Source organism: Nonomuraea sp. NPDC050540, from assembly GCF_044457485.1.
Taxonomy (GTDB): domain Bacteria; phylum Actinomycetota; class Actinomycetes; order Streptosporangiales; family Streptosporangiaceae; genus Nonomuraea.
Window position 1 is genome coordinate 71,980 of sequence record NZ_JBITHA010000010.1, and the last position, 12,654, is coordinate 84,633.

At 70.0% G+C, this 12,654-nt stretch carries 12 protein-coding genes; 9 read left to right on the forward strand and 3 right to left on the reverse strand.

What is annotated here, in order from left to right; all coding sequences use genetic code 11:
- Nucleotides 1–15: 15 nt before the first annotated feature.
- The 8 genes from ACIBI5_RS31380 to ACIBI5_RS31415 all read left to right on the forward strand — a co-directional run bounded on the left by ACIBI5_RS31380 (nucleotide 16) and on the right by ACIBI5_RS31415 (nucleotide 9,265).
- Entirely contained in the window at nucleotides 16–1,398 is a 1,383-nt protein-coding gene (locus tag ACIBI5_RS31380) for an MFS transporter (RefSeq protein WP_397252343.1), read from the forward strand.
- A 240-nt stretch (nucleotides 1,399–1,638) separates the two neighbouring features.
- The gene (locus ACIBI5_RS31385; protein WP_397252344.1) at nucleotides 1,639–2,550 is read left to right on the forward strand and encodes a hypothetical protein; all 912 of its coding nucleotides are present in this window, start codon (nucleotides 1,639–1,641) and stop codon (nucleotides 2,548–2,550) included.
- A complete protein-coding gene (gene ltaE / locus ACIBI5_RS31390; protein ID WP_397252345.1) occupies nucleotides 2,547–3,638 on the forward strand; it encodes a low-specificity L-threonine aldolase in 1,092 nt (363 codons plus the stop codon). The genes ACIBI5_RS31385 and ltaE overlap by 4 nt, the downstream gene beginning before the upstream one ends.
- Complete coding sequence (locus tag ACIBI5_RS31395) at nucleotides 3,607–4,497, forward strand: cupin-like domain-containing protein (RefSeq protein WP_397252347.1); 891 nt, start codon at nucleotides 3,607–3,609, stop codon at nucleotides 4,495–4,497. The genes ltaE and ACIBI5_RS31395 overlap by 32 nt, the downstream gene beginning before the upstream one ends.
- Before the next feature lie 26 nt (nucleotides 4,498–4,523).
- Complete coding sequence (locus tag ACIBI5_RS31400) at nucleotides 4,524–5,042, forward strand: CGNR zinc finger domain-containing protein (RefSeq protein WP_397252348.1); 519 nt, start codon at nucleotides 4,524–4,526, stop codon at nucleotides 5,040–5,042.
- Nucleotides 5,043–5,049: 7 nt separating this feature from the next.
- A complete protein-coding gene (locus ACIBI5_RS31405; protein WP_397252349.1) occupies nucleotides 5,050–6,345 on the forward strand; it encodes a pyridoxal phosphate-dependent aminotransferase in 1,296 nt (431 codons plus the stop codon).
- Nucleotides 6,346–7,092: 747 nt separating this feature from the next.
- Nucleotides 7,093–7,611, forward strand: a complete 519-nt coding sequence (locus ACIBI5_RS31410; RefSeq protein ID WP_397252350.1) for a hypothetical protein — start codon at nucleotides 7,093–7,095, stop codon at nucleotides 7,609–7,611.
- A 145-nt stretch (nucleotides 7,612–7,756) separates the two neighbouring features.
- Nucleotides 7,757–9,265: an MFS transporter gene (locus tag ACIBI5_RS31415; RefSeq protein ID WP_397252351.1), complete on the forward strand. Its 1,509-nt coding sequence runs from the start codon at nucleotides 7,757–7,759 to the stop codon at nucleotides 9,263–9,265.
- Between the two features lie 79 nt (nucleotides 9,266–9,344).
- Here ACIBI5_RS31415 and ACIBI5_RS31420 read toward each other — a convergent pair whose 3' ends face one another.
- Together ACIBI5_RS31420 and rplK are read right to left on the reverse strand one after the other, a co-directional pair.
- Nucleotides 9,345–9,980 carry a helix-turn-helix transcriptional regulator gene (locus ACIBI5_RS31420; protein ID WP_397252352.1) on the reverse strand — a complete coding sequence of 212 codons (636 nt, stop codon included), beginning with the start codon at nucleotides 9,978–9,980 and terminating at the stop codon, nucleotides 9,345–9,347.
- 45 nt (nucleotides 9,981–10,025) lie between these two features.
- A complete protein-coding gene (gene rplK, locus ACIBI5_RS31425) occupies nucleotides 10,026–10,451 on the reverse strand; it encodes a 50S ribosomal protein L11 (RefSeq protein WP_397094681.1) in 426 nt (141 codons plus the stop codon).
- Between the two features lie 45 nt (nucleotides 10,452–10,496).
- On the opposite strand from rplK, the gene ACIBI5_RS31430 reads away from it, so the two are divergent.
- Nucleotides 10,497–11,384: a MerR family transcriptional regulator gene (locus ACIBI5_RS31430; protein ID WP_397252353.1), complete on the forward strand. Its 888-nt coding sequence runs from the start codon at nucleotides 10,497–10,499 to the stop codon at nucleotides 11,382–11,384.
- Here ACIBI5_RS31430 and ACIBI5_RS31435 read toward each other — a convergent pair.
- Nucleotides 11,381–12,550 (reverse strand): MFS transporter, encoded by a 1,170-nt coding sequence (locus ACIBI5_RS31435; protein ID WP_397252354.1) that lies wholly within the window; start codon nucleotides 12,548–12,550, stop codon nucleotides 11,381–11,383. The genes ACIBI5_RS31430 and ACIBI5_RS31435 overlap by 4 nt on opposite strands.
- Between the last annotated feature and the right edge of the window lie 104 nt (nucleotides 12,551–12,654).

The following is a 12,654-nucleotide window of genomic DNA, read 5'->3' on the forward strand; positions in this document are numbered from 1 at the left end:
GGACACAGGCCCAGCGTGAGACGACTGCCCGCCCTGGGTGTCTGCCTGACGGCCGCGTTCATGTCCGGCCTCGACGTGAGCATCGTCAACGTGGCGCTGCCGTCCATCCAGGAGAGCCTGCACGCCGGTGAGGACGGCCTGCAGTGGACGCTGTCCGGGTACGCGCTCACGTTCGGGCTGCTGCTCGTGCCCGCCGGACGGCTCGGCGACGCGCGCAGCCGGCGGGCCGTGTTCATGGTCGGCGTCGCCCTGTTCACGCTGGCCAGCACCGCCTGCGGTTTCGCGCCCACCATGCCGCTGCTGATCGCCGCCCGGCTGGTCCAGGGCGTCGCGGCCGGCATGCTCAACCCGCAGGTGTCCGGGCTGATCCAGCAGATGTTCCAGGGCCAGGAACGTGGCAGGGCCTTCGGCGCGTTCGGCGCCACGATGGGCATCGCGACCGCGGCCGGGCCCACGATCGGCGGCGCGCTCGTCACCGCGTTCGGCCACCAGGAAGGCTGGCGGTGGGTGTTCCTGGTCAACCTGCCGATCGGCGTCATCCTGCTGCCGCTGGCCTGGAAGCTGCTGCCGCCCGGCGTGAAGGGGCGCCAGGAGAGCATGGATCCCGTCGGCGTGCTGCTGCTCGGAATCGGCGTGTTCGGCCTGCTCCTGCCATTCGTGCAGCAGCACCAGTGGGAGGGACAGGTCAAGTGGCTGCTCGTGCCCGCCGCGCTGGCCGTACTGGCGCTCTTCGTCGCCTGGGAACGCCGCTACAAGCGTGAGCCGCTGATCCAGCTCGGCCTGTTCGCCAAACACTCCTACAGCCTCGGCGCCGTCATCGCCCTGTTCTACTTCGCCGGATTCACCGGCATCTTCTTCATCTACACCCTCTACCTGCAGAACGGCCTGCACTACACCCCGCTCCAGGCAGGGCTGGCCATCACCCCGTTCGCCATCGGCTCCTCCCTGGCCGCCATCGCCGGCGGACGCCTGGTCGGGCGGGCCGGGCGGCTGCTCGTCGCCGTCGGCCTCGCCGTCGTCATCGCCGGACTCGCCGCCACCATCGTGGTCACCGGAATCTGGACCGGGCCCGAACTCGGCTGGGCCAACGCGCCGACCCTGCTGATCGCCGGACTCGGCAGCGGGCTCGTGATCGCGCCCAACCAGGCGATCAGCCTGTCGGAGGTGCCACCGGTCCACGGCGGCAGCGCCGTCGGCGTGCTCCAGACCGGCCAGCGGCTCGGCTCCGCCTTCGGCATCGCCGCCACCGGATCGATCTTCTTCGGCGCGCTCCACGCCGGGTGGCCCTCGGCGTTCCGGCACGGGCTCGTGGTGGTCATCGCCTTCGTCGCCGTGGCGCTCGCCGCCGCCGTCTTCGACCTGGTCCACAGCAGGAGTACGGCCCGCCGTACCGGATAGCCGGATCTTGCAACCTACCCCCCAAACCCACTGTGACCTGCGACTATCGCCGCGCGTTCGGGGCGATAGCGAAACGGTAGTGGGACGATGCCCGCCCGCTTGAGCCTGAGGCCAGTTGATCCACAGGAACCAGCCCAATACGGGTGAGGCGAAGGAGACGCAGGCCATGTTCACCGCCAAATTGACTCGGACTCTCCGGCTTCTGGTATCGCGCTCCGCCAACAACCCCTGGGAATAACGGTGTCGATCCACGTAGAGGTGCCGGCGATCTCCGAGACTCTCGGAACCGGACAGGCGTGCGGCACCTTCGGCGAACTGCTCCAAGGCGCACTGGCGGACCCGCAGGTGGACTTCCTGGTCACCCTGCCGATCGAGGCGGGCAGCACCGCCCGCTTCCGCTACGACCGGCGGACCACCGACATCCGGGTGGTCCCCGGAGACCGGAAGAAGGCCAGGTCGCTGGCCCGCTCGATGCTCACGTTCCGCGGCTACCGCGGCGGCGGCGACCTCCACGTCGACACCGACCTGCCCATCGGCAAGGGGCTGGCCAGCTCCTCCGCCGACCTCGTGGCCACGGCGTGGGCCGTGGGCCGGGCGCTCGGCGAACTGCCCACACCGGGCGAGATCGAGGAGCTCATGCGGAGGATCGAGCCGTCCGACGGCGTGATGTACCCGGGCACCGTGGCCTTCCGCCACCGCGACGTACGGCTCCTCGAACGCCTCGGCCACCTTCCCGACATGACCATCGTCGGCGTCGACGAGGGCGGCAGCGTGGACACGGTCGCCTTCAACCGCGGCCACCGGCGTTTCTCCGACTCCGCCCGGCAGGAGTACCAGCGGCTCCTGGACACGCTACGCGTCGCGGTCCCGGCCGGCGACACCGCCGAGATCGGCCACGTGGCCAGCAGGAGCGCCGCCATGCACCAGCGGATGCACCCCAAGCGCATGCTCCGCGACATGCTCGGCATCTGCGGCGCCGTCGGCGGCCTCGGCGTCGTCACCGCGCACAGCGGCACCATGCTCGGCATCCTGCTCGACGAGGCCGACCCCGACTACACCGCCAAGCTGGGAAAGGCGATCGGCGAATGCTCCGCGCTGGCCGGCGGCTCCCACCTCTTCCGCACCGCCCGCCCGGCTAGGAGGCCGACGTGAGTTCCCCCAAGCGGCGAGTCGAACTGCGCAGCGACACCTTCACCCTGCCCTCGCCGCGGATGCTGGAGGCGATGGTGGCCGCCGAACTCGGCGACGACGTCTACGGCGAGGACCCGACCGTCAACGCGCTGGAGGTCCTGGCCGCGAGACTGCTCGGCAAGGAGGCCGCCTGCTTCATGCCCAGCGGCACCATGAGCAACCTGGCCAGCATCATGACCCACTGCCCGCGCGGCTCGAAGGTCATCGTCGGCGAAGAATCCGACATCTACGTGTACGAGGCCGGCGGGGCCTCGGTATGCGGGGGAGTGATCTACCACCCGATCCCCAACAAGCTCGACGGCACGATGGACCTCGACGCCATCGCCGCCGCCTTCCCGCCCGACTCCGACGATCCGCAGTTCGCCCTGCCCGCGCTGCTCTGCCTGGAGAACCCGCAGAATCACCGGGGCGGCAAGGTGCTGCCCGCGGCGTACCTGCGCGAAGTCACGGACTTCGCCCGGGAGAACGGCCTGACCGTGCACATGGACGGCTCGCGCATCTTCAACGCCGCGCTGGCCGCCGACGTGCCCGTCGCCGAGCTGGCCGGCTACGCGGACTCCGTCATGTTCTGCCTGTCCAAGGGGCTCGGCGCGCCGGTCGGCTCGATGGCCGTCGGGACCGGGCCGTTCATCCGCGACGTGCGCCGCCTGCGCAAGATGCTCGGCGGCGGGATGCGGCAGGCCGGCGTACTGGCAGCGGCCGCGATCGTCGCCCTGGAGAACAGCGGGCGGCTGGCCGAGGACCACGAGAGCGCCCGGCGGCTCGCCGACGGCCTCGACACCATCCCCGGCATCGCGGTCGACCGCGCCGAGCCCGGCATCAACATGGTCTTCTTCCGCGTCCTCACCATGGACAACCCCACGTTCGTCGCCGCCGCGCAGGCCCAGGGCGTGGCACTGGCCGAGCTCGGCCACGGGCAGATCCGGGCCGTGACCCACTACGGAGTCGAGCCAGAGGACATCGGCTACGTGCTCGACGTGATCCGTTCGATCCTCGCCGACTCCACCAGGAGGAGCCATGCCGATCACAAGCCCGTACTCGCCGGTTGACGTCCGGCCGCAGCTCTCCGCCGAGGAGTTCTACGCCGAGTACGTCAACAAGAAGCCGGTCCTGATGCCCGGCGCCCTCGCCGAGCTTCCCGCCGCCCAGCGCTGGTCGCTGCCCTACCTCGCCTCGATCGCGCCCGACCTGCCGGTACGGCTCAAGACCGGGCGCGTGGCCGAGGGCAAGACCACGACCGTCCGGCTCGACGACTACTCCAAGACGGTCATCGCCTGGGAACAGCGCGGATCCGACGACGTGGAACGGCCCGCGTACCTGCACGACGTGCCGCTGCTCACGTTCATCCCCGAACTGCGGCAGGACCTCGAACCCTTCCCCGGGCACCTGTTCCCCGCGTTCTTCCGCGACAACTGGGCGGTCTTCCCGCAGTTCTTCGTCGGCCCCTCGCAGGCCGTCACCACGCTGCACTTCGACACCCTGCTCACCCACAACCTGTTCTTCCAGCTCGACGGCAGCAAGCGCTTCGTCATGGTCGCCAACGAGGACCGCGACCGCTGCTACACCTACAACTGGCGCTGGGCCGAGGTGAACCCGGAAGACCCCGACTACGACCGCCACCCCGACTTCCGCGGCGTACGCGTCATGGAGGCGCACGTCCAGGCCGGCGACCTCTTCTACATGCCGCCCGGCACCCTGCACCAGGTCTCCTCACTCAGCTCGTCGGTGTCGTTCAACATCGACTGGCACGACAAGGTCAGCGCCCTGCGCGGCATCGCCGCCGTACGCCACGGCATGCCGCGCCAGAACCTGCGCTACAACCTGCTGCTCGCCCTCGGCGTCTACGGCCGGGTGCCGCTCAAGGTGCTCATGCCGGCCCTCCGGTCGTACTTCACGTACATCTCCTAATCCTTCCTCTCCGGCCGGGAGAACGCATGCTGTTCAGCCAAGACCTGATCCGTTCGCTGGCCACGGCGGTCGACCTGGTCAACACGCAGCTCGTCACCGTCGCCGACCTGGTCGCGCTCGTCGAGCGCCGCCAGGTCGGATACCCCGACGAGCTGACCGGGGCCGACCTCGAAGCCGTGCGCGGTTCGCGGGAGGAGTTCCACCACGTCTTCATCGCGCCCGACCAGGGCGTCGAGCGCCTCAACAGGCTGCTCGGGCGGACCAGGCTCACCCTGCGGCTGTCCGAGTACGACGGCCAGCGGCTGCGCCTGCAGCACCACGCCGGGGAGGCGCCGGTGGCAGAACAACTCACCGCCGACTGCGGGCTCGCCCTCGCGTACCTGTTCGTCCACGGCGAGCAGACCCGGCTGCGGACCTGCGCCGCCGACGGTTGCTCCCGGGTCTTCGTGGACGCCTCACGCAACCGCTGCCGGGTGTACTGCGACAGCCGTACCTGCGGAAACCGCGCCCACGCGGCGGCACACCGAGCACGTCGCCGGACCTAGGGACGATATGAGCGCCCATGCCTTCCCGCCCTCGCCCAATCTGGCCCTCGACGAACTCGTCAACCACAGACGTCGGGCCGGGCAGCCGCTGATTCACCTGGGGTTCGGCGAATCGCAACTGCCCGTGCCCGACTTCCTCGCCGACCGGCTGCACGCCGGCGCGGCCAGGAACCGCTACGGCCAGATCGGCGGCGAACTCGACTGCCGCGAAGCCGCCGCCGGCTACTTCACCCGCCGGGGCCTGCGCACCCACGCCGACCAGGTCGTCATGGCCCCCGGCAGCAAACCCGTCCTGCTCGCCCTGATGGCGGCCCTGCCGGGAGCCGTCGTGCTGCCCCGGCCCTGCTGGGTCACCTACGAGCCACAAGCACGGCTGTTCGCACGCGAGGTCGTCGGCGTGCCCGTGCCGCCCCAGTGCGGCGGAGTACCCGACCCGGACCGGCTCGTCCCCGCGTTGCGGGCGGCACGACGAGCCGGTCTGCGCCCCCGCTCCATCGTGCTCACCCTGCCCGACAACCCGACCGGCACACACGCGCCCGCCGCCGTGGTGCGCAGGCTGGCGGAGATCGCCGACGACTGGGACCTGCTCGTCATCTCCGACGAGATCTACCGCGACATCGTCCACCCGCCCGGCGAGGACATCACCAGCCCGGCCGAGTACGTGCCCGACCGGACCGTCGTCACCTCCGGCCTCAGCAAGAGCCTGGCGCTCGGAGGATGGCGGATCGGATTCGCCCGCTTTCCCGACACGGTCGACGGGCTGGCGCTGCAGAGCCGGGTCATCGGGCTGGCCAGCGAGATCTGGTCGTCCCTGGCGGGTCCGATGCAGGAGGTCGCACGGTACGCGCTGTCGGAACCGCCGGAACTGCGCCGGCACCTGGCAGCCAGCACGCGGCTGCACGGGGCGGTGGCGGCGGCGGTACACGAGGTGATGACAGGAACGGGCGCGGCCTGCCGCCCGCCGACAGGAGGCTTCTACGTCTACCCGGACTTCTCCCCGATCCACGGCAGACTGGCCGCGATGGGCGTACGCGACTCGGCCACCCTCGAACGCCACCTGCTCGACCGGCTGGGCGTGGCGGTACTGGGCGGCCACCACTTCGGCGACGACCCCAAGGCGCTCCGCTTCCGCGCGGCGACCAGCATGTTGTACGGCGAAAGCGACGAGGAACGCTGGCTGGCCCTGGAAAGCGCAGACCCGGTGGCCCTGCCCCACATCGAACGCCTCCTGGACAACCTGACCGACGCCTTCTCTACGTTGACCGGCGCATCCACCCGGTCCGCGGTGGCCGCGCTCCACTAAAGGCATCGTGTTCCGCTTCGCTCCACGCGTTCTTCCAGTCGAGCCGGGGGCTCGACCCCGCGCCGGACCTCGCTCCGCTCGGGCTGCCTTCCTTGAGCGCTTTCGCCCGCAAGGTGGGCAGCGGTGTGCGTGGGAGCAGTTCGAGCCGGTCGGTGTGCGACCGGCTCTGGGGTGTCGGATCCGCGGCGTCGGGTGTGGTGAGGCCCGGCGAATCACGTAGACCCTTGTCGGCGCTGGGTGCAGCCAGACTGCCGGCGTTCACAGCCGCCGAGGTCGGGGCGGTCTATCTGGAGTGATCGCGCCCGCGGGCCTGACCCGGTCGTGGGCCGCCCGGCAGTAGCCGGTTCAGTGCGCGATCTCCAATCTGATGTATCAGGCGACGCTTGCGGGTGCCGGTCGCTCGGTCCGGCTGACGTCGCGTACTCGTCCAGGACGACGATCGCGCGCTGGTACTAGGCAGCCCCTGTGGCGCGGCCCGTCTGTTGGGAGGCGAGTTTCGAGTAAGTGGTAATTGGGTCTGCACCGGAATGGTGGCTGGGGCGGTATGCGGTAAAGGGGGAGATTTGTCGTGGGGGAGATTGCTCGTTCGGGCCAGGCTTCTCGCGGATTCCCATTAAGTTGGTTCGGGCTCGGACACATTAACCAAGGGCCGACGCCAGGAATGCCGGTCGAAGGCCTGGCAACTCATGTTTGAGGTGCTACGTGAGCAGACGCAGACGTTTGCAGCGGCCGTGGGATCCGCCCTGGGTGAAGATCGCCGGACTTGCCGCCGCGTTGTTCTCGGTCGTCATCGCGATCTTGAGCTTCGCGGGTGACGAGAAGGGGCGGAGGGTGGTCGCGGGCGGGCCGTCCCCCACGTCCACGCAGCGTCATGAACCCATGGAGGTTCCCGGAGTCGCTGAGCCGACACCCACCGGGGCTGCCACGTCTCCCTCGGCGGCGGTCCCGGATCGTTTCATCGGGACTTGGGTCGGACTGGTTGCCGACGAAGACATGAAAACGCCATTTCCGGTGGAGATTCTCCTTCGGCAGGGTGGGCTTGGCGAGACCATAGGGAAAGTCCACTACGAGTCGCTCAGGTGTCAGGGTGTCGTCCGGCTCTATGAAGTCTCGTCGCGAGAACTCTCGGTGCAGGAAAGTCTTTCCGTGTCCACCGATATGTGCGACGAAGATCTTGTGACGCTGAGATATGAAGCGAATGGAACTCTTCACTACAGTTATGGCGCTGGGGAGGGGCGTGCGGTATTGAGGAGGCAAGTGCCGTAGAGCCGGGGGCCATCGGCTTTTGTTACATGCGTCACTCACCGGGCCTGGCGTGACGGGCGCTTCCTGGTTTCCTACCTTCGGGGCAGGCGCCTTACCTGAGGGTACGTCCTTACCTTCGGTAAGCCCGGCTCCTAGGGTCTCGGCCATGCCTGACACATCCAAGGAGACCGCACGGGCCGGGTGGAAGCAGTGGGCGGGGCTGGCCGTTCTCGCGCTCCCCGCCATGCTCGTGATGATCGATATGAGCGTGTTGCACCTGGCCATGCCGCGCCTGAGCGCCGATCTCGATCCCAGCGCCCCCCGGCTGCTCTGGATCACCGACATCTACGGCTTCCTCATCGCCGGCGCGCTGATCCCCATGGGCGCCCTGGGCGACCGGATCGGGCGGCGGCGGGTTCTGCTCGTCGGGGCGGCCACGTTCGGGGCCGCCTCCGTGCTGGCCGCCTACGCCCCCACCGCCGAGACCCTGATCGCCGCCCGCGCGTTGCTCGGTCTCGCCGGGGCGGCGCTGGGCCCGTCCACCCTGTCGCTGATCAGCGTCATGTTCCACGATCCACGGCAGCGTACAACGGCGATCACCGTCTGGATGGCCAGCTTCATGGCGGGCGGTGCCGTGGGCCCGCTGGTGGGTGGCGTGATGCTGGAGTACTTCTGGTGGGGGTCGGTGTTCCTGGCGGCGGTGCCGGTCATGGTGCTGCTGGTGGTACTCGGGCCGATCCTGCTGCCCGAGTACCGCGACCCCCGGCCCGCCCGGCTGGACCTGCCCAGCGCGGCGATGTCGCTGACGGCGGCCCTGGCGGTGGTGTACGGCATCAAGGAGATGGCCAAGGACGGCTTCGCGTCGGTGCCCGCGGTCGCCGTCGTGCTGGGGCTGGTCGCCGGGGTTCTGTTCGTACGGCGGCAGCGGCGGCTCGCCCATCCGGTGCTGGATCTGTCGTTGTTCGCCAACCGGGCCTTCACCGTTTCGCTGGGCACGCTGACCATCACCGTGATCTTCATGCTGGGCACGCAGTTCCTCATGGCCCAGTACATGCAGATGGTGCTGGGCCTGTCCCCGCTCACGGCCGGGCTGTGGGGGCTGCCCCTGGTCATCGCGGGCACCGTCGCGATCTTCGTCGCGTCGGCGCTCGCGGGGAAGATTCACCGCGCCTCCATCATCGGGACCGGGCTGGTCGTCGCCGCCGCCGGGTTCGCCGTGCTCACTCAGGCGGACGCGTCGGCCGGGCTGCCGGTCGTGGTGACCGGGTCGGTTCTGCTGTTCGCGGGGCTCATGCCGGTGTCGGGGCTGGGCATCGACATGATCGTGGGTGCCGCTCCGCCCCCGCAGGCGGGCGCGGCCGCCGCGGCCGGGGAGACCACCCAGGAACTGGGCGGCGCCCTGAGGATCGCCCTCCTCGGCAGCCTGGTCAACGCCGTCTACCACGGCCGCATGACGGAGACCGCCTTCGGCCACCCGCCCGCCGCCGCGGAAACGCTGCCGGCCGCCCTGGCCGTGGCCCGGTCACTTCCCGGGCCGGCCGGTGACGAGCTCGTCGCCTTCGCCCGGGACGCGTTCGCCGACGGGTTGCGGCTGACCTCGGCCATCGCCGTCCCCGTCCTGCTCGGGCTGGCCGGAGTGGTGGTGTTCCTCCTCAGGAAGGTAGAGCGGACCTAGAGTCTTCGCGCGCCGGTACGGCCAGGGGTGACCTGAGCCTCACGCTCCTGTGCTCGTTCGACGAGCGCTCGTGCCGGTCTCAGCCGTATCGCTCGACGAGCGCGTTGCCGATCGAGGCCAGGTGGTCCCGCACACTCGCGGGGCCGGTCACCTCAAGCCATTCGATCAGCCCGGAAAGCTCGCCGGCGAGCGTGTACTCGTCGTGGCCGCGGATCACGACCTCGACGCGGCCGTCGGTCGTGGAACCTCCCACCTCGAGCCGGCCGCCGAACCCTATCCGGAGCGGGCCTATCCCTTGGGGCGCGCAGAGGGCCTGGATCTCGAAAGGCGTTCGCTTGCGGTCGACCTCGTCGGCGATCTCACGCCAGCTCTCGGCAAGGTCGAAGTCCTCGGGACGGCGCACGGGATCGTCGGTCGGCTCGGCGGACGACACACGATCGATCCTGAAGGTCCGCCGGCCGGCCTCGGTGTGGGAGACGAGGTACCACGACGGACCTTTGGCGACGATGCCCAGCGGGTGGACGGTTCTCCCGGATTCGGCGCCTTCGCGGTCGACGTAGCCGAGCCGCACCTGGACGCCGCGGATCACCGCGTCCTGGAGTTCGTCGAGGAAGCGGGGCGGCCGGTGCTCGACCCGGGAGTTCGTGCCGAACGTGGAGGTGGTCAGCCTGGATTGCGGCCATTTGATCCAGCAAGAAAGGCCGGAAGAAACCAACCAGGTGATTCTCACGTGGCTGGGCCGAAAGCACTCGCGACGCAGCTAGTCGCGGACCGTGAGGCCCATGGAGCGGGCCGTACCCGCGATGATCTTCTCGGCCTGGTCGAGATCGGAGGTGTTGAGGTCGGGGAGTTTGGCCTGGGCGACCTCGCGGAGCTGGGCGCGGGTGATCGAGCCGCCGTTCACGTGTCCCGGGCGCGGGCTGCCGCCGTCGAGGCCGGTGACGCGCCGGATCAACGAGGCGGTGGTCGGCTGCTTGGTGGCGAACTCGAACGACCGGTCCTCGTAGACGGTGATGACCGCGGGGATCACGAAGCCGCGCCGATCCTGGGTCTGCGCGTTGTACTGCCGGCAGAACTCCATGAGGTTGATGCCGAGCGGGCCGAGGTCCTTGCCGACGCTCGCCGGGTTCGCCCCGCCGGCCTCGAGGTGCATGGTGACGACTCTGGTCACCTTGTTCTTCGCCATGTCGGGTACGCTAAAGTCTCCAGCAACTGGAGACTCAAGGGAATTATGAGTTACACGATCGGCCGCCTGGCGAAGCTGACCGGCATGCCCGTCAAGACGATCCGCTTCTACTCCGACTCGGGGGTGCTGCCCGAGCGGGAACGGACCGCCTCCGGCTACCGGATCTACGGGGACGAGGACCGGGCCCGGCTGGAACTGATCCGTACGCTGAGGGAGATCGGGGTCGATCTGGCCACGATCCGCTCGCTCGGCGATCGCAGGCTGAGAAACGTGCTCGATCTGCACCTCAAGGCGGTCGAGACCCAGCTCAAGTCGCTCCAGCGGACCAGGGCGGTGCTCAGGGCGACGCTCGGCAGGGACGGCGATCCGGCCGAGGACGATCTGCGCAGGCTGCACGCGCTCAGCCGGGTCGGGACTGCGGAGATGGAGCTGCTGCTCGACGAGTTCGTCGACGAGGTGGGCGGCGGCATCGAGGCCCGGCACGAGTGGCTGGCCGACATGCGCGACTGCATGCTCCCCGAACTGCCCGAGGAGCCGACCACCGTCCAGCTCGACGCGTGGCTGGAGCTGGCCGGCCTGCTCGCCGACGAGGACTACCGGGAGAGCCTGCGCCGCCAGAGCAAGGACTTCTGGGAGGGAGACATCGACATCGAGGCCTGGCAGGAGGCGAACACCCAGGTCATGCGGGAGGGGCTGGCCGCGGCGCAGGCGGGCGTCGAGCCCGGCTCGCCCGAGTCGGCGGTGGTTCTCGAGCGGATTCTGGCGGTCATGGGGCAGAGCCGGGAGGAGATGCTGCGCGCGTTCGACGAGCACGATCCTCGGGCGGCCAGGTTGTGGGAGCTGGTGTCGATCATCCAGGAGACGCCCTGGCCGGCGGAGCAGACGATCGCCTACGGCTGGATCGAGGCCGCGCTCCGGAAGCTGGATGGCTAGGTGTCGAGGGCGCGTACGCAGGTCAGGCCGGTCAGTGCGACGACGGCCATGACGGCGAACAGGGGGCGCAGGCCGATCTGCTGCGCGAGCAGGCCGCCCACGAGAGCCCCCAGCGGCATCGTGCCCCACGCGATCAGCCGGTAGCAGCTGTTGACCCGGCCCAGCATCGCGTCCGGGGTGATGCGCTGGCGTAGCGAGACCATGACCACGTTGGCCACCACGATGCCGATCCCGCCGACGAAGAAGCCCGCGCCGACGAGGTACGGGCTGGTAGTGGCCGCGGGGACGCCGATGAGCACCGCGCCGGCCGGCAGGGCCAGGACGAGTGTCCGGGTACGGCCCAGCCGCCGCTCCAGCCAGGCGCCGGCCAGCGAGCCCACCAGGCTGCCTGCGGCGATGGTGCCCAGGAGCAGGCCGTATCCGGCTTCCGGCAGGCGCATCGGGCCCGTGGCGTACAGGACGAGGACGGCCGTCGCGGCGTTGCTCGCGAAGTTGAACAGGCCGGTCAGCACCGCCAGACGGCGCAGCACCTTCTGCCGCCACAGGTAGCGCAGCCCGGCCGCGATGTCGGCGCGCAGGGTGGTGGTGGGCTCGGTGCGGTCGACGCGGTAGGAGCCGCGCACGAGGAACAGGGCGGCGACGGCCAGCAGCCACAGGGCGGCGGGGGTGGCGAAGGCGAGTGCCGCGGCGGCGGCCGCCAGCAGGCCGGCGAGTGGCGGGCCGACGAACTGGTTGGCGGTCAGCTCGGCGGCGAAGAGGCGGCCGTTGGCCTGGGTGAGGCGCTCGCGGGGGACGATCTGGGGGACGATCGACTGGGCCGCGGTGTCGTAGACGGTCTCGGCGGTGCCGATGAGGAAGGCGGCGCCGTACAGGAGCCAGATGGAGCCCCACCCGAGCAGGACGGCGGCGGTCACGGCGGCCAGGAGCGCGGCGCGCGTCAGGTTGGCGGCGAGCATGGCGCGGCGGCGGTCGAGGCGGTCGACGAGCGCGCCGGCCGGTAGCGCGCACACGAGCCAGGGCAGGGTGACGGCGACGGCGAGGCCCGCCACGAGCGGCGGGGAGCGGGTGAACTGGACCGCGACCAGGGGCAGCGCGACCTTGAGTATGCCGTCGGCGAGGTTGGACAGGCCGGATGAGGTCCACAGCTGCCAGTAGGCGCGCGACATCGGTGCAGGGTTTCACGTAGATCGCCGGTCGTGCAATGGCCAGGCGATAGGGCGGCAATAGCGACATTTGGCGTAGTGGCCTCATCACGGGATGGAGGCCGGCC